Here is a 15,915-nt window from a genome sequence, read left to right as displayed (position 1 = left end):
GCGAATATCCCGGAATACCAACCGTCTTTCCTGGGATCAAAAACCAGAAAGGCTCCCGCGTGAACGCAGGAGCCCTTCTGGTCGAAGTTGGATCGGCGCCGCCCGCAACTCGAGGCCGAGAGCGGGCGGAGCGGTCGTCAATGCGTGGTGGGGCTGCTGTCGGCCGCCGGCGTTTCCGGCGTTGTCGTCGGCCCGACCTTGCCCTTGAAGACGCGGCGAACCGAGACGAAGAGCAGCGGAATGAAGAAGACGCCCAGCACGGTCGCCGAGATCATGCCGCCCATGACGCCGATACCGATCGAGTTCTGGCTGCCCGATCCGGCTCCGTTGGCGATTGCCAGCGGCATGACGCCGAGGATGAAGGCGAGCGAGGTCATCAGGATCGGCCGCAGGCGCTGTCGGGCTGCTTCCAGCGTCGCGTCGATCAGGCTCTTGCCCTGATTCTGCTGCTCGATGGCGAACTCGACGATCAGGATGGCGTTCTTCGCCGCCAGGCCGATGGTCGTCAGCAGGCCCACCTTGAAGTAGACGTCGTTCGACTGGCCGAACAGGGTTGCGGCCAAGAGCGCTCCGAAGATGCCGATCGGAACCGACAGCATGACGGCGAGCGGGATCGACCAGCTCTCGTAGAGCGCGGCGAGCGCCAGGAACACGACGAGGATCGAGATCGCGTAGAGCTGGCTTGCCTGGTTGCCGGAAAGCTTTTCCTGGGCCGACAGGCTGGTCCATTCGTGGCTGAAGCCCGGCGGCAGGCTCGCCATGATCTTGTCGATCTCGTTCATGGCGTCGCCCGAGGAAACGCCCGGGGCGGCGGCACCCTGGATTTCGACGGCCGACGAGCCGTTATAGCGTTCCAGGCGCGGCGAACCATAATTCCATTCGCCTCTGGAGAAGGCCGAGAACGGCACCATGGCGCCATCCGAGTTGCGCACATACCAGCGGCCGAAATCTTCCGGCTGCATGCGGAAATCCTTATCGGCCTGCACGTAGACTTTCTTCACGCGACCGCGGTCGATGAAGTCGTTGACGTAGGTGCCGCCCCATGCGGTCGACAAGGTGGTGTCGATGTCGGAGAGCTGGATGTTGAGCGCGCTGGCTTTCTCTTCGTCGATGTTCAGCGAATATTGCGGCGTATCCTCCTGGCCGTTCGGGCGAGTGCCGAACAGCTTGGGGTTCTTCGCGGCGGCGGCGAGCAGCTGGTTGCGGGCATCGATCAGTGCGGCGTGGCCGGCGCCGTTGATGTCCTTGATGAAGAAGTCGAAGCCGCTCGAGCTGCCGAAGCCCGGGATCGCAGGCGGGGCAAGCGCGAAAACGCTGCCATCCTTGATCTTCGAGAAGGCGCCCATGGCGCGGGCGGCGATCGCCTGAGCCTTCGATTGCGGCGTCTTGCGCTGGTCGAAATCCTTCAACCTCACGAAGACGATACCGACATTCTGGCCCTGGCCGCTGAAGCCGAAACCGGCAACCGCGAATGCACCGTCCACATAGTCCTTCTCGGTATTGAGATAATAGTCCTTCACCTGGTCGAGCACTGCCCAGGTTCGGGAATCCGCGGCGCCGGGTGGGAGCTGGATGGCCGTCAGCAGGATGCCCTGGTCCTCGTCCGGCAGGAACGAGCTCGGGAGGCGGTTGAACAGGAAGGCGACGGCGCCGCCGATCAGGACGAACACCAGCAGGAAGACGACGGTGAGGCGGATCATGCCGTGGACGCCGCGCTGGTAGCGATGCGTCGCCCGCTCGAAGTTGCGGTTGAACCAGCCGAAGGCGCCCTTTTCCTTTGCCCCGTGCTTGGGCTGCTTGAGGATGGTGGCGCAAAGGGCCGGCGTCAGGATCAACGCAACGATGACCGAGAGGACCATCGCCGAGACGATCGTGACCGAGAACTGGCGGTAGATGACGCCGACCGAGCCGGAGAAGAAGGCCATCGGAATGAAAACGGCCGAAAGGACCGTGGCGATGCCGATCAGCGCGCCGGTGATTTCCTCCATGGACTTGATCGTCGCCGCACGCGGCGACAATCCCTCTTCCTCCATGACACGCTCGACGTTTTCGACGACGACGATGGCGTCGTCGACCAGAAGGCCGATGGCCAGCACCATGCCGAACATGGTCAGCGTATTGATGGAATAGCCGAAAAGGGAGAGCACGCCGAAGGTGCCGAGCAGAACGACCGGGACGGCGAGCGTCGGGATCAGCGTCGCGCGGATATTCTGCAGGAAGATGAACATGACGATGAAAACGAGTACGATGGCTTCGAACAGCGTCTTGACCACGTCCTCGATCGACAGCTTGACGAAGGGTGTCGTGTCGTAGGGGTAGACCACCTCGACATTCGGCGGCAGGGTCTGCTGCAGGTTGTCGATGGTCGTCCGCACCGCCTCGGCCGTGTTGATGGCGTTGGCGCCGGAGGCGAGCATCACCGCAAGGCCGGCCGAGGGATGACCGTTGTAGGTGCTCGACGTGGTGTAGCTATCCGCGCCGAGCTCGACGGTGGCGACATCGTTCAGGCGAACCAGCGCGCCGTCGGACTGGCTCTTCAGGATGATGTTTTCGAACTGCTCCGGCGTCTGCAGGCGGCTCTTGGCCGTTACGGTCGCGTTGAGCTGCTGACCTTTGCGCTGCGGCAGCGCGCCGAGCTGGCCGGCCGAGACCTGCGAGTTCTGCGACTCGATCGCGCTGGTGACGTCGCTCACCATGAGCTGGTATTTGGCGAGCTTGTCCGGGTCCACCCAGATGCGCATGGCGTAGCCGGCGCCGAAGATCTGCGTATCGCCGACACCCTCGATGCGCTTCAGCGTATCGTTGAGCGTGCTGGAAATATAGTCGGCGAGGTCGTTGGAGTTCAGCTTGCCGTCCGTGGACACGAAGCCGACGACCATCAGGAAGTTCGACGTCGACTTGGAGACGACGATGCCGGTGTTCTGCACGGCCTGCGGCAGCTGCGCCGTGACGAGCTGCAGCTTGTTCTGCACCTGCATCTGCGCGACGTCGGGATCGGCCTTGTTGGTGAAGGTCAGCGTGATCGAAGCCTGACCCGTCGAGGTCGATGTCGACGTCATGTAGTCGAGGTTGTCGATGCCGGTCATGCCCTGCTCGATGACCTTGGTCACCGAGTTTTCGACGGTGGCGGCGTCGGCACCGGAATAGGTGGCGCTAATGCGCACACTCGTCGGCGCGATCTGCGGATACTGCGAGATCGACAGCGTGAGGATCGAAAGCGCCCCCGCCAGCATGATGACGATGGCGATAACCCAGGCAAAAATCGGCCTGTCGATGAAAAAACGAGACATTGTCTATCTCACTTCTGAGCGCCGGAGGCGTTCTTGGTGTCGGTCTTTTCCAATGCTGCCTGTTCCGCGGGCTTGCCATCGGCGGCAGCCTGCTTCACTTCACCGGTCGCATCGTCGATCGTCACGGGGGAGACGGTGACTTCCTGGCCGTCGCGGACGCGCTGGCTGCCTTCGACGATTACGCGATCGCCGTCTTTAATTCCCTCGCTCACCAGCCAGCTGTTGCCGATGCTGCGCTGCACTTTCAGCACCCGCTGCTGCACCTTGTTGTCGGTGGCCACGAACATGGCGATCGGTTCGCCCTTCGTGTTGCGCGTCACGGCGCGCTGCGGCACGAGGAAGCTGTTTTCGGCTATGCCTTCCTGAAGGGTGGCGCGCACGTACATGCCGGGCAGCAGCAGCCGGTCGGGATTGGGGAAGACGGCGCGCACGGTGATCGTGCCGACGGTCTCGGCGACGGCGGCTTCCGCAAATTCGAGCTTGCCGGTTTCCTTGTACTGGCTGCCGTCCTCCAGCGTCAGATGCACGGAGACGTTGTCGCCGCTGGTTTTCAGCCGGCCGTCGGCGATGGCGCGGCGGAATTCGAGCAGGTTGGTGCTCGACTGCGTAACGTCGACATTGATCGGGTCGAGCTGGCGAATGGTGGTCAGCGCCGTCGTCTGATCGGCCGTGACAAGCGCGCCGACCGTCACCGTGGAGGCGTCGACGCGGCCGCTGATCGGCGCGCGCATCTTGGTATAGTCGAGATTGATGCGGGCGGTTTCGAGTGCGGCCTTGGCGGAAGCGACATCGGCCTGAGCCTGGACGAGCGTGGATTGCGCATCGTCGAAGTCCTGCTTGCTGACTGCATTCTGGGCGCTCAGGCCCTTGTAGCGGTCGAGCTTGGCCTGGGCGCTGGGCACGGCGCCCTGCGCCTTCTGAAGGGCGGCGGCGGCGCTGTCATAGGACGCCTGATATGAAGCCGGATCGATTTCATACAGCACGTCGCCCGCCTGGACTTCGCTGCCTTCCTTGAAATTGCGGCTGCGAATGATGCCGCCGACCTGCGGGCGTACCTCGGCGACGAGGTAGGCGCTGGTGCGGCCGGGCAGCTCGGCGGTAATCGCCACCGATTGCGGATGCAGCGACATCGCGCTGACTTCCGTCTTGACGGACGGAGCATTGTTCTGGGCGGTATTCTGCTGGTTGCAGCCGGCCAGTAACAGGGCTGCGACGACTCCTGCGATGGTCATCGAAGCGCGGCCGGATGAAAGGCGCGCGGATATCGTCGGAGATGCGGGTGCAGAAGTGGGAGGAGCGAGCTTTCGCACGTTGCTATTTCCTGTTGCCTTATTTACAGTACCAAGTCGTACAGAAAATATGTATACTGCTTCAAATGTCAATCGCATTCGGCTGTTGGGGTCAAGACGGAAGTGCTGACAAAAGAACGAGCAGCTAAGGCCGATCAGGTCGTCAAGCGTCGCCCGCGCGGTCGCCCGAAGACCGTGAATGACGACGCTCGCCGGGCGGAAATCGTCCGCGAGGCGCGCGCGACGTTCTACGAGCTGGGCTATGGCGGCACGACGATGGATCTCGTCGCCGCCCGCTGCAGGATGTCGAAGCAGACCCTCTACAGGTTGTTTCCGAGCAAGACCGATCTTTTCATGGCGATCATCGCCGAGCATCGTGCGTCCATGCTGGCGCTGCCGCGCGACGCCGATGAGGACCTGCCTTTCGCCGAGGCGCTCGAACAGATATTCATGATCGACATGGACGAAGCCACCGAGCGCGAGCGCGAGGCGTTCATTCATCTTGCCATGAGCGAATCGCGACAGTCTCCGGAGGTCGCGACGCTGATACAGACGCATGGCGCCCAGCAATCCCAGCAGATGCTTGCCGACTGGATCAGCGAGCAGCAGCGGCGCGGCCTGATCGAGATCGAGGATGCGGGAAGCGGCGCGCGCATGCTGATGAACATGATATTCGGCGCAATGATTTCATTGCCCGGCCATCCGAACGATTGGCCGGATCGAGAAACGCGGCTGCGTCACCTGCGGCAATGCATCGCCATTTTCACCGCCGGCGTACAGCCGCGCAAAAGCGGCCGCTGATCGGTTCTTCCGGGAGTCTCCGCCGGATTGAAAGATAATGCCGATGCGGGCGTTCCGCCATATCGGCATTGCGCCGTCCGGCAGAGCCGGAAGCCTCCCGTTCAGTGCGCCACCATGCTTGCCGCGTCCGCTCCCTCGTCGAACAGGGGGCTCGGCAAGCCGTTCTCGTACATTTCCTGCAGCACGGCCCCAAGCGCCAGATCCAGGCACCAGACCGGGAATTCCGCATTCAGGTTCTTGGCGCTCTGCCGCGCATAGGTGATGAGCCGTGCGATTGATGCCAGTTCCTTGAGCGAGTCCGGATCCTGGTGTGCTGCTCCGATCGGTGGTGCTGCAGTCATTTCATGCCCTCTATTGCCCCCATTCCCGGCAGACGAATCGCGTCCGGCCGGAAACATGAGCAAATCGTAACGGATGTTTTGCAGCTTGGCGCGTGACATGCAGCGTGACACGAGGCGTGATTGCGGCAAAATCAGGCCTTTGCAATTTCAGGACGCGAAACGATCGGAAAAAGCGGGCGAAAGCGCACGGAAAACGTTGCCGCGGCGCATTTCGACGCCACGGCGAGGGGCAGCTCTACCGGAAAGCCATGCGTCAGTTGCGAAGGCTTGCCGACATATTCGTCGTCTGAGGCATGTGATCCGCCAGGGACTCGGAGGCGTTGCCCAGCGACTTGATCAGCATCAGCACCGACTGGCGGATGCTGGCATCGTTGATCTTCATGAATGCCTTGTTGAGGCTCAGGCCTTCCTTGGAGGTCAGAAATTCCGACAGGTCCTCAAGGCCGCTGATCGCGCCGAGGCCGTCCGTGTTCAGCGGCTGCGTATTGTCCTGCTGGAAGAAAAAGGCGACCGGCACGGCCAGTACGCCGGCTATGGCCTGCAGCCGGCTTGCACCGATGCGGTTGGTGCCCTTCTCGTATTTCTGTACCTGCTGGAACGTCACGCCGATCTGTTCGGCGAGCCGCTCCTGGCTCATGCCAAGCATAAGACGACGCGTGCGCACTCGAGAGCCCACATAGGCATCGATCGGGTTCGGTACTTTTGCACTCACTGCGCAATCTCCTTATCAAATAGGGGCCGGCGGATAACACGATGCTTCTGACCCTTCGAAAGAAAGGGCGCCGGCTCTATCTGCCCGCGAAATGTGCGTTAAATATGGGTGAGACTCAACTAAAGGTCTTTTTATGGAATCGTCATAACTCCGTCGCACGCATAAACCGCAGAAAAGACGATTCGCGTCAATGCGGATTGAAGACGGACGACGGCTTGCAATTATAGACCGGACACAGCGGATCGTCCTTTGTGGGAATATAGGCGCGCGCGGCATAGCCGGATATGCCGCATTGCCCGCTGTCGGCGACATAGCGGTCATAGAGGACGAGGCCGCCGCGTCGCGCAGGGTAGCGCAATATCACGGCACGCTCTCCGGCGATGAGTTGCTGCACGGCCGCGCAGGTTTTGCTCAGCGACTGATAGCGGGAAACCGCCGACGCCGGGCCGGCGGTCGTAATCGTCGTCAGAAGCAGGGCTATGGCAATGGTCCTCATGGGTTCGTTCCTCCGCGAAAACGCCGGCTTCAGGATATCCGCCATACGCGAAATGCCAAGATCGAACGATGCTTCCCGTTGCAACGCGGGGGATCATATTCCGGAAAAAGGCCGATGACCGCATCGGGCGGCCCAATATTAGAGTGAAGACCCGCCGGGCGGAGTGGCCCGCAATTGCGCCCGGCGACGCCGACGGAACAAAATCTCAAGGTGGCCTTATCGGGATGGGCACTGAAAGCTGACTGAAAGGTTGCCCGCGTTAGGTTCGTTGAGCTTCGTGGAGGAAGCGCATTTTCTACAGCGTCGTATGGCGCAACCATGCAAACAGGAGGAGACACTGATGCGTCCATCGCGCACCCTTTTTCATACCGTAGCCCTTTCCCTCGTCATGACAGCTGCTTCCCTGGCAGCCACGGCAGCCAATGCGGCCGACAAGATTTCCATCATGGTGGGCGGCTACGAAAAGCAGATCTATCTGCCGGCCAAGCTTGCCGAATCGCTCGGCTACTTCAAGGATGAGGGCATCGAGGTCGAGCTTCTCAACGAATCAGCCGGCGTCGACGCCGAAAACCAGCTGCTGGCCGGTGCCGTCCAGGGCGTCGTCGGCTTCTACGATCATTGCGTCGACCTGCAGGCCAAGGGCAAGTTCATCAAGTCCGTCGTGCAGTTCAGCCAGGCGCCCGGCGAAGTCGAGCTGGTCTCGGCCAAGCATCCGGAAATCAAGTCCTTCGCCGATCTGAAGGGCAAGAGCGTCGGCGTGACCGGCCTCGGCTCGTCCACCAACTTCCTGACGCTCTACATGGCGTCCAAGGCCGGCCTCTCGCCGGCCGACGTCACGCCGGTTCCGGTCGGTGCCGGCCAGACCTTTATCGCCGCCATGCAGCAGGACGCCATCCAGGCAGGCATGACCACGGAACCGACGATCTCGCGCCTCCTGAAGACGGGCGAAGCCAAGGTCCTCGTCGATCTGCGCACGCTCAAGGGCACCGAGGAAGCACTCGGCGGCACTTATCCGGCAGCGTCGCTCTACATGGATGCCGCCTGGGTCGACGCCCACAAGGAAGACGTGCAGAAGCTCGCGAACGCTTTCGTGAAGACGCTGCGCTTCATCAACACCCATTCCGCCGCCGAGATTGCCGACAAGATGCCGAAGGACTTCTACGTCGGCGACAAGGACGGCTACATCAAGGCGCTTGAAGAGGGCAAGGAAATGTTCACGCCGGATGGCGTGATGCCGGAGGATGGCCCGAAGACCGTTCTCGCCGTGCTCTCGCAGTTCTCCAAGAACGTCAAGGGCAAGACGATCGACTTGTCGAAGACCTACACGACGGAATTCGTCAAGAACGTCAAGTAAGCAGCCATAGCGCCGCTTCCGGCCAAATCCGGAAGCGGCAGTTCAAGGGACTTTGCAGTTCACTGGGCTTTGCGTGCACGCCCTGAAGGCACGCGTCAGGATCAGCACCATGCAACAGGATGAACGCCGCGCGCCGGCGATCGAGCTCATCAATGTCAGCCGCCGTTTCGTATCGCCGACCGGAAAGTCGCTGACCGCACTGCGCGATTTCAATATGACCGTCGAGCGCGGCGAATTCGTCGCCGTTGTCGGACCGACGGGCTGTGGCAAGTCCACGACGCTCAACCTCGTCACCGGCCTTGCCAAGCCGAGCGCCGGCGAAGTCCGCCTGATGGGCGGCCCGGTCAGCGGCATCGACCCGCGCGTCGGCTTCGCCTTCCAGACGGACGCGCTTTTTCCCTGGAAGAACGTCATCGAGAACGTCATGGCCGGCCCGCTGTTTCGCGGCAAGTCGAAGGCCGAGGCGGAAAAAATGGCCAAGGACTGGCTGGCCCGCGTCGGCCTTTCGAAGTTCCTGCATCACTATCCGCACCAGCTCTCGGGCGGCATGCGCAAGCGCGTCTCGCTGGCGCAGACCTTCATCAACGAGCCGGAAATCCTGCTGATGGACGAGCCCTTCTCGGCCCTCGACGTGCAGACCCGCACTGTCATGCATGAAGAGCTCCTGAAGCTCTGGGCCGAGCGCCAGGCCTCCGTCGTCTTCGTGACGCACGATCTGGAAGAAGCCGTCGCGCTCGCCGACAAGGTCTATGTTCTCACAGCCGGTCCGGCGACGGTCAAATCGGTCTACACGATCGACCTGCCGCGCCCGCGCGTCGTCTCGGAAATCCGCTACGAGCAGAACTTCATCGATTATTGCAAGACGATCTGGGACGACCTGCGCGAAGAGGTCGAAACCAGCTATCGCCGTGCCGCGGAAGCGGCATAAGGGAGGATTGATCATGGCAAACACAGCTCTCGAAGCAGGCAATGCCCCGATCTTCCGCGCCGGCACCTCGGATGCGGAAATCGAAGCCGCGGCGCTGAAGGCGCTCACCCGCCGCAAATACGTCGTTCTGGCCTGGCAGGTCGGCATTCTCGTCGCCATCCTCGGCTTGTGGCAGCTCGCGTCCGACCTGCACTGGATCGATCCGTTCTTCTATTCGAGCCCCTACGGCATTGCGCTGCGCCTCTGGGACTGGATCACCGAAGGCACCGAGAGCGGCTCGCTCTGGTATCATCTCGGCGTCACCATGGAAGAAGCCCTGATCGGCTTCGTCATCGGCTCTGTGACCGGCGTTCTCGTCGGCGTCGCGCTTGGCCGCAACAAGCTCGCCTCCGATATCCTGTCGATCTACATCAAGGCGATCAACTCGATCCCGCGTGTCGTCCTTGCGCCGATTTTCGTGATGATCATGGGTCTCGGCCTGCCCTCCAAGGTCGCGCTCGCCTTCATCATGGTGTTCTTCGTCGTCTTCGCCAACGCCTTCCAGGGCGTGCGCGAGGCCGACCGCAACATGATCGCCAATGCCCGCATCCTCGGCGCCTCGAACTGGCAGGTGACCCGCAACGTCATCCTGCCGTCGGCGATGAGCTGGATCTTCGCCAGCCTGCACGTTTCGTTCTCGTTCGCCATCATCGGAGCGATCGTCGGCGAGTTCGTCGGCTCGCTGGCCGGCGTCGGCTACCTGATCTCGATCGCCAAGGGCACCTATGACGCTGCCGGCCTCTATGCCGCAATCATCCTGGTCATGGTGGTGACGCTCGGTGCGGAATACGTCATGACGCTTATCGAGAACCACATCACCCGCTGGCGTCCGCAGCAGAGCCTCGACACGCATTAAGTAGCCACTTTACTGGCACCTCCCAAGGCCGGGGGCCGGGCATCTTGCCCGGCCTTTTTGCTGTGCGGGGGCAGGAGACTCCCTGTCTGTGGGGAGGGCAATCGCGTATGGGCTTATATGGTAGCCGCCCCCCTTCTCCCCAGCGGGGAGAAGGTGCCGTCAGGCGGATGAGGGGGTGCCTGCCAAGAGCACGAAAATCCATGAATTCAAATCGGTCAGCCCCCTCATCCGACCCTTCGGGCCACCTTCTCCCCAAGGGGAGAAGGAACTTGCAGCGCTGATCCGCCCATATGCGATTGCACTGCCGTAGGCGGGGAGAGGGGACTATCCCGCAATTACCGCACTCTCACACCGCCGGCAGCCGCACGTTGACCAGCAGGCCGCCGCCGGCCGCTTCGCCGAGCATGACCGAGCCGCCGGCGCCGTCGACGACTTCTCGGACGATGGCAAGACCCAGGCCGCTGCCTTCCGGCTCGGTGCCCATGATGCGATAGAAGCGCTCGAATACCTGCGCCCGCTCGGCCTCCGGAATGCCGGGCCCGTTGTCCTCGACCCAGAGCAGGGCCGTATCGCCTTCGCGGCCGACGCCGACCGTCACGCGGCCGCCCGCCTGCGTGTAGCGCAAGGCATTGTCCACGAGATTGACCAGCATCTCGCGCAGCATGGTGCCGTCGCCCTCGATATGCACTGGTATGTCGTCGGCCTCCAGCCCGAGATCGATATGGCGGCGCAAGGCCTCCTCGGCCAGCGTTTCCAGCAGCCGCCGCGCCGTCTCGGCAAGGTCGATCGTGTCGTTTCGCGGCCGCCGGCTGCCCGGCTCCGCGCGCGAGAGCGTCAGGAGCTGGCTGGCAAGCCGCGTCACTTGCCGCGTGCTGGAGCGCAATGCCGTCAGTGCTTCGTCCCGCCGATTATGGTCGCTTTCGCGCGCGGCAACGCTCGCCTGCGTCGAAATGAGCGCCAGCGGCGTGCGCAGCTGATGGGCGGCGTTCGAAACGAAGCGGCGTTGCGCCGCCATCTGGTTCTGCACCCGCTCCATATGATCGTTGAGGGCGTGGACGAGCGGCCGAAGTTCGTTCTGCACCATATGGGGATCCAGCGGATCCAGGCGCTGGCGGCCGCGCTCGCGCACGGCGTCGCGCAGGCGCAGCACGGGAGCGAGGCCGCGCTGCAGGCCGATGATGGTCACAAGGCCGGCAAGGAGGACGAGCGCGAGCTGCTTGGTGAAATCCGAGAGCCACAGCCTGCGGCGCATGGCATCCTGGCTGTTGTGCGTGACGGCGACGGCGACGGAAATCGTGCTGTCCTGATCGAGGCCGACCACGGGATGGCTCAGCATGAGCACGCGGACGCTGTCGGTTCGAAACGTCCTGTCTTCGCCAAGCAGGTCCCGCTTCGGCCGCGGCAGATCCGGGAAGCCGGCGACGAGATTTCCCCATGCGGTCACGACCTGGTAGAAGACGCGGTCGCCATAGCCGGTGTCGAACATTTCCAGCGCGGCAGGCGGAACATCGATCTGTATCGTGCCGCTGGCATCGACATGCACGGCTTCCGCGATGACGCGCGCCGAGGCGAGCAAGGTGCGATCGGTGACGAGATTGGCCGTTGCGTCGGCCGAACGGAAGCTGAGATAGAGGTTGATGCAGATCGCCCCGATCAGCGTCAGCACCACCCAGGCGAACAATTGCGCCCGAAGGCTTGTCGTCAGCGCGCCCAGGGCACGGCCGAGAATTCCTTTGGTCGGGGCGGCCGCATCATTGCGCATGGCGAAGCAGGTAGCCCAGGCCGCGCAGCGTCGCGATCTGCACGGTGCTGCCTTCGAGCTTCTTGCGCACGCGATGCACATAGATCTCGATGGCGCTGGTATCGGCGAGATCGTCGAAGCCGAAGACGCTTTCCGACAGCGTGGTCTTGGTCACGGTCGTTCCGGCCTTCATGACGAGATGTTCGAGCACCGCATGTTCGCGCGGCGTCAGGGCCAGCGCCTCGCCGGCGAGATAGAATTGCCGCGTGCCGCCGTCGAACAGCAGGTCGCCGACGGCGATCTCGGGGGCGGCATGATCGTGGCCGCGGCGCACGGCGGCGCGTATGCGGGCCTCCAGCTCGGCAATTTCGAAGGGTTTGGCGAGATAATCGTCGGCGCCGCTGTCGAGGCCGGCGACCCGGCCGTCAAGGCTGGCATTGGCCGTCAGGATGATGACGGGCACCTTGTTGCCGCTCTGGCGCAGCCGTTTCAGCAGCGTCAGCCCGTCCATCCTCGGCAGCGACAGATCGAGGATGACGACGGCATAGGCCGCGACCTTCAGCATGTGCTCGGCATCTTCGCCGTCATAGGCGATGTCGACGGCATATTGCGCCTGACGCAGCGCCTTGCCGAGCCAGGACGCCAATTCGCGGTTGTCTTCGACGATCAGCAGCCTCATGGTTCGACTATACAGCAAGGATCGGATGTGGCGAATATTTCCGGCGACTTTCCGCTTACGGCGTCACCGGCTTGCCGAGCCTCAACCCCATCTCCCTGACCTCTCGCAGATACACCTTGCGCGCATAGGGCGGGCTGAGATTATGGTCCGCTTCGGGAATGATGGTGAGGCGTATGTCCGGGAAGTGCTTCAGTCCCGCGCCGTTCTCGCCGAACTGGTCATGCAGGTGATCGAGGCCGATGTCGTGGGCGCTGTAGATCAGCGACATGTCGACGCCGCGCCTGGCGAGCGCGCGGAAGCCGCTGAGCACCGGCCCCTGCGCGGCGGCGAAGAAAGGAAATGCGCCCAGCAGCCGGCGGCTTGTTCGCATCCCGCGCCGGGCCAGTCCCGTCGCCATGTTGAGCATGGCGTTTTTCGCGTCGATCTGGCCGCCGAACAGCCGCTTCAGCGTTTCCCTCTGCAGGAGTTTCCGGCCATAGGTTTCCAACGACCGGGGCGCGAAGCGCAGCGCCTCGTCGACCGATTTGCTCTCATCCCAATGGAAGCTGTAGGGGTTGACGGTGACGAGCCCATCGCAGCGCGCATCGCGCACTGCCGCCTGGAAGGCGAGGTAGCCGCCGCTGCAGCGTCCCACGAGATAGGCTGGCAGCAGGCGTTTCGCCTCCAGAAAGTCCAGTGCCTCGGCGACATCCCGATACTGCTCGCGGGAATAGAGCACCTGTTCGGGTGCCCCCGAAAGCGGCGGGCTGTCCCCGACATTGGCCGTGTCGAAACGCAGCGAGGCGATGCCGTCGCGGGCGAGCGCGCGCGCCATGGTGACGGACATCCGGCCCCAGCCGGCGTGCCTGTCATAGGCCGTCGTCAGGAGCAGTGCGGTCGCGCCTGTGCGGGCGCCCTGCGGTTCGCAGAGAATGCCGAACATGCGCTCGCCCTTGCCGAAGCGGGCCGGCGTCTCGCGAAAGCCTTCGCCGGCGAGAGGTTCGGCGGCGGGCGGGATGAGGCCCGCCGATCCGATTGCAGCGGGTCGGGTAGCGACCGACCGGGCCCACTCGACTATTTTCCGGCCGGCTGCCATCGGCATGGTGGCGACGGTGGGGTTCGACACGAGATCGTCGTACCCTTCGTAGACGGCCTGCTCGACATGGGAGGCGAGGGTTTCGACATGATGCGCGAAGTCGATGTCTCCCGGCCGTGCGGGCCGCGTCAGCACGAGGCAGTTCGGCGTGCCGAGCCGGTCGAGCGTCATGAGGTTCAGTTTCCTCACCACATCGGCGATGCCGTCCGGCATGCGCAGGCTGGCGACCGTGACGCCCTCCGTCTGGCGCTGCGCTTCCGAGAGACCCATGCTTTCGTCGATCATCCTGGACCAGACGGTCAGTTCGCGCAGATAGGCGCGGCCCGATATGACGGGCGCGAGGAAGGCGATGCCGTCAACGCCGGAAAGGCGTTCGCCGAGCGTGGCGGCGATGGTTCCTCCAAGACCCTGGCTGACGAGGATCAGCCGTTCGCAGCCGGAAAGCGCCTTCAGTTCCGCAGCGGCGGCAAGCGCGGCTTCCACCCACGCCGCCAGACCTTCGTCGGCGACATCGAGCGCATCGCCGGTGCCGGGATAGTCGAAACGCAAGCTGGCTATGCCGGTATCGGCAAGATCTTCCGCCAGAATGCGCCAGAACTTGCGGACACACATCTCCTCGAAGCCCCAGGGGCTGAGAAACAGGACGGCAGCGTCGCGCGAAGGCGCAACGGCCGGCATGAACAGGCCGACGGTGTCTGCGAAAGTCACCGGTAGCGCTGCCGATCTCACCTGCTTGCCTGTGTTCTGTTGTTCGGCGGCTCCCCAACCAGCCATGATCGTCTCCTCACATTCGGCGTGGCGCCAGTAGAGCCAGAGCCTGAGTGGCAATTGGATGAGCCCGGGCAGGTAGTCGCGTTGCGACCTTCTGCAAGATGTCGATATCTTCGGGCGGAACGGCTTTCAGCAACCTGAGCGCGACGCCATAGACCACGGCGCCGGCGATGACGGCGCTCACAAGGCCGACCACACCGGTCAGCGCCTGCGTGAAACCATAGGCTGCGGCCGCGCACAGAATGGCGGCAACCGTGACTTTTGCAAGGTTGACCAGCATGTCCCGCGTCGATCCCTCGAATTCCATGCGGCGTACCATCAGCAGGCACAGGGAGCTATAGGCCACAAAGCGGACCAGCGCGGCGCCTTCGCCGCCGTAGAAGGGCACCGCGATCAGGCAGCCGCCGACCATGATGGCGCTGGCGATGCCGCCGATGACGGTGCGTTCGCGCATGCGGTCGAGCGAATAGAGATATTGCGTGCATATCAGCATGCAGACGTAAGGCACGGCGGTCAGGGACAGCAGCGCGACCATGTTTCCACTCGGGGCGAAGGGCGGGCCGAAGACCGTCACCACGAGCTCGGGTGCGATGGCGGCAAGCCCGAAGCTCATCGGCAGGGTAATATAGGCTATGCTGCGCGCCACGCCGGCAAAGACATGGACCGGAAGCTTGTTCGATGCCCGCGCCTGCATCTGCTCGGAATAATAGGGCAGCAGGCTGCCGCTCAATTGCACCGGCAGCTGCAGCGCCAGATTGGCGAGCGACAGGCCGACGGCATAGAAGCCGACCGCTTCGATCCCCCAGTAATGTTGCAGGAACACAAGCTCGATGCGATTGAGGAAGATCGAGCTGTTGATTAATTCGATCGAGAGAATGAGCGACGAGCTGATGAGAGCGGAGAGGCCGACGCCGCAGCTGTTCCTGCGCGCAATCGCGATTCTGAGCGTCGCGATGAACATGGGCAGCTGGCCGACCGCATAGCCGGCCAGTGCGCCGCTGACGCCGAAGAAGATGGCTCCCAGCAGAACGGTGGCGAGCTGCAGCGCCGAACTCGTCACGGTAATGCGCAGGAAGGCGCCGAGCTGCTGCTCGCCGATCAGATAGTTCTTGCTATAGGCGCCAAGCGACTGAAGGACGAAGAATACGCCGGTAATGACGATGACGGAGGATGCATCGCCGGCCCAGTGCAAGCGCTCCGTATCCCAATAATAAGCCGCATAGCCGGCGAGCAGGATCAGGGTCGCGAGGATCGTCGGCTGCAGGAGATAGGCGGCGAAGCCTCGCCGTTCCTCCGTGGAATAGCCCTGCCCCTTCAATTGCGGCAGGACGCGCAGCAACGTGACGCCGGCGCCAAGTTCGGCGATGAGCGCGCCCGTCGCCGTCAGCCACAGGGAGAAAGCGATGATGCCGTTCGCCTCCGGGCCGAGCAGGCGCGCTGCGATGATCGAACAGACAAAGCCGGTCGCGAGCAGGGTCAATCCCGCTGCCGCGTTCAAAGCCGAATTTGCCATTATGCTCTTCGTCATGAAGACAGACTGCTC

General features: G+C 63.1%; 13 protein-coding genes. 4 read left to right on the top strand and 9 right to left on the bottom strand.

Translation table 11 applies throughout. From position 1 onward, the window contains the following. Positions 1–137 precede the first annotated feature (137 nt). Together ACJJVH_RS14845 and ACJJVH_RS14840 are read right to left on the bottom strand one after the other, a co-directional pair. The gene (locus tag ACJJVH_RS14845; protein ID WP_112796093.1) at positions 138–3,290 is read right to left on the bottom strand and encodes an efflux RND transporter permease subunit; all 3,153 of its coding nucleotides are present in this window, start codon (positions 3,288–3,290) and stop codon (positions 138–140) included. An 8-nt stretch (positions 3,291–3,298) separates the two neighbouring features. Then, entirely contained in the window at positions 3,299–4,522 is a 1,224-nt protein-coding gene (locus ACJJVH_RS14840; RefSeq protein WP_112796094.1) for an efflux RND transporter periplasmic adaptor subunit, read from the bottom strand. Positions 4,523–4,702: 180 nt separating this feature from the next. Between ACJJVH_RS14840 and ACJJVH_RS14835 the strand changes: the two genes are divergently transcribed. Next, a complete protein-coding gene (locus tag ACJJVH_RS14835) occupies positions 4,703–5,380 on the top strand; it encodes a TetR/AcrR family transcriptional regulator (RefSeq protein ID WP_112796096.1) in 678 nt (225 codons plus the stop codon). Between the two features lie 101 nt (positions 5,381–5,481). Here ACJJVH_RS14835 and ACJJVH_RS14830 read toward each other — a convergent pair whose 3' ends face one another. From ACJJVH_RS14830 to ACJJVH_RS14820, 3 genes are all read right to left on the bottom strand, one after another. Continuing rightward, positions 5,482–5,721 (bottom strand): hypothetical protein, encoded by a 240-nt coding sequence (locus ACJJVH_RS14830; RefSeq protein WP_112796164.1) that lies wholly within the window; start codon positions 5,719–5,721, stop codon positions 5,482–5,484. Between the two features lie 253 nt (positions 5,722–5,974). Further along, a complete protein-coding gene (locus ACJJVH_RS14825) occupies positions 5,975–6,433 on the bottom strand; it encodes a helix-turn-helix domain-containing protein (protein WP_113359052.1) in 459 nt (152 codons plus the stop codon). A gap of 187 nt (positions 6,434–6,620) precedes the next feature. After that, positions 6,621–6,929 carry a hypothetical protein gene (locus ACJJVH_RS14820; RefSeq protein ID WP_113369913.1) on the bottom strand — a complete coding sequence of 103 codons (309 nt, stop codon included), beginning with the start codon at positions 6,927–6,929 and terminating at the stop codon, positions 6,621–6,623. Positions 6,930–7,269: 340 nt separating this feature from the next. Here ACJJVH_RS14820 and ACJJVH_RS14815 point away from each other — a divergent pair, with 340 nt between their 5' ends. The 3 genes from ACJJVH_RS14815 (at position 7,270) to ACJJVH_RS14805 (ending at position 10,106) form a co-directional block, all read left to right on the top strand. Beyond that, positions 7,270–8,283 carry an ABC transporter substrate-binding protein gene (locus tag ACJJVH_RS14815; RefSeq protein ID WP_112796166.1) on the top strand — a complete coding sequence of 338 codons (1,014 nt, stop codon included), beginning with the start codon at positions 7,270–7,272 and terminating at the stop codon, positions 8,281–8,283. 109 nt (positions 8,284–8,392) lie between these two features. Beyond that, on the top strand, positions 8,393–9,211 hold the full coding sequence (locus tag ACJJVH_RS14810) for an ABC transporter ATP-binding protein (RefSeq protein ID WP_113384874.1): 819 nt from the start codon (positions 8,393–8,395) through the stop codon (positions 9,209–9,211). A gap of 13 nt (positions 9,212–9,224) precedes the next feature. Beyond that, the gene (locus tag ACJJVH_RS14805; protein ID WP_112796167.1) at positions 9,225–10,106 is read left to right on the top strand and encodes an ABC transporter permease; all 882 of its coding nucleotides are present in this window, start codon (positions 9,225–9,227) and stop codon (positions 10,104–10,106) included. Between the two features lie 346 nt (positions 10,107–10,452). Here the strand turns inward: ACJJVH_RS14805 and ACJJVH_RS14800 are convergent, their stop codons facing one another. From ACJJVH_RS14800 to ACJJVH_RS14785, 4 genes are read right to left on the bottom strand one after another with little or no spacing between them, the layout of a single operon-like run. Continuing rightward, positions 10,453–11,868 (bottom strand): sensor histidine kinase, encoded by a 1,416-nt coding sequence (locus tag ACJJVH_RS14800; RefSeq protein ID WP_412064237.1) that lies wholly within the window; start codon positions 11,866–11,868, stop codon positions 10,453–10,455. Next, positions 11,858–12,526 carry a response regulator gene (locus ACJJVH_RS14795; protein ID WP_112795330.1) on the bottom strand — a complete coding sequence of 223 codons (669 nt, stop codon included), beginning with the start codon at positions 12,524–12,526 and terminating at the stop codon, positions 11,858–11,860. Before ACJJVH_RS14795 ends, ACJJVH_RS14800 begins: the two co-directional genes overlap by 11 nt. Positions 12,527–12,581: 55 nt before the next feature. Further along, positions 12,582–14,375 carry an alpha/beta fold hydrolase gene (locus tag ACJJVH_RS14790; protein ID WP_412064236.1) on the bottom strand — a complete coding sequence of 598 codons (1,794 nt, stop codon included), beginning with the start codon at positions 14,373–14,375 and terminating at the stop codon, positions 12,582–12,584. Positions 14,376–14,385: 10 nt separating this feature from the next. Continuing rightward, positions 14,386–15,900 carry a polysaccharide biosynthesis C-terminal domain-containing protein gene (locus ACJJVH_RS14785; RefSeq protein WP_112795332.1) on the bottom strand — a complete coding sequence of 505 codons (1,515 nt, stop codon included), beginning with the start codon at positions 15,898–15,900 and terminating at the stop codon, positions 14,386–14,388. Positions 15,901–15,915: the final 15 nt, after the last annotated feature.

This window comes from Rhizobium sp. SYY.PMSO, assembly GCF_046840415.1.
Lineage (GTDB): Bacteria > Pseudomonadota > Alphaproteobacteria > Rhizobiales > Rhizobiaceae > Rhizobium.
The sequence above is the reverse complement of the archived record's forward strand: the minus strand, read 5'-3'. Positions and strand labels throughout refer to the sequence as shown.

What these genes read in the sequence shown, in the direction of transcription:
- ACJJVH_RS14845 (WP_112796093.1), bottom strand. Translation starts at nt 3,290, where the DNA reads ATGTCTCGTTTTTTCATCGACAGGCCGATTTTTGCCTGGGTTATCGCC.
- ACJJVH_RS14840 (WP_112796094.1), bottom strand. Translation starts at nt 4,522, where the DNA reads ATGACCATCGCAGGAGTCGTCGCAGCCCTGTTACTGGCCGGCTGCAAC.
- ACJJVH_RS14830 (WP_112796164.1), bottom strand. Translation starts at nt 5,721, where the DNA reads ATGACTGCAGCACCACCGATCGGAGCAGCACACCAGGATCCGGACTCG.
- ACJJVH_RS14820 (WP_113369913.1), bottom strand. Translation starts at nt 6,929, where the DNA reads ATGAGGACCATTGCCATAGCCCTGCTTCTGACGACGATTACGACCGCC.
- ACJJVH_RS14815 (WP_112796166.1), top strand. Translation starts at nt 7,270, where the DNA reads ATGCGTCCATCGCGCACCCTTTTTCATACCGTAGCCCTTTCCCTCGTC.
- ACJJVH_RS14810 (WP_113384874.1), top strand. Translation starts at nt 8,393, where the DNA reads ATGCAACAGGATGAACGCCGCGCGCCGGCGATCGAGCTCATCAATGTC.
- ACJJVH_RS14805 (WP_112796167.1), top strand. Translation starts at nt 9,225, where the DNA reads ATGGCAAACACAGCTCTCGAAGCAGGCAATGCCCCGATCTTCCGCGCC.
- ACJJVH_RS14800 (WP_412064237.1), bottom strand. Translation starts at nt 11,868, where the DNA reads ATGCGCAATGATGCGGCCGCCCCGACCAAAGGAATTCTCGGCCGTGCC.
- ACJJVH_RS14795 (WP_112795330.1), bottom strand. Translation starts at nt 12,526, where the DNA reads ATGAGGCTGCTGATCGTCGAAGACAACCGCGAATTGGCGTCCTGGCTC.
- ACJJVH_RS14790 (WP_412064236.1), bottom strand. Translation starts at nt 14,375, where the DNA reads ATGGCTGGTTGGGGAGCCGCCGAACAACAGAACACAGGCAAGCAGGTG.
- ACJJVH_RS14785 (WP_112795332.1), bottom strand. Translation starts at nt 15,900, where the DNA reads ATGACGAAGAGCATAATGGCAAATTCGGCTTTGAACGCGGCAGCGGGA.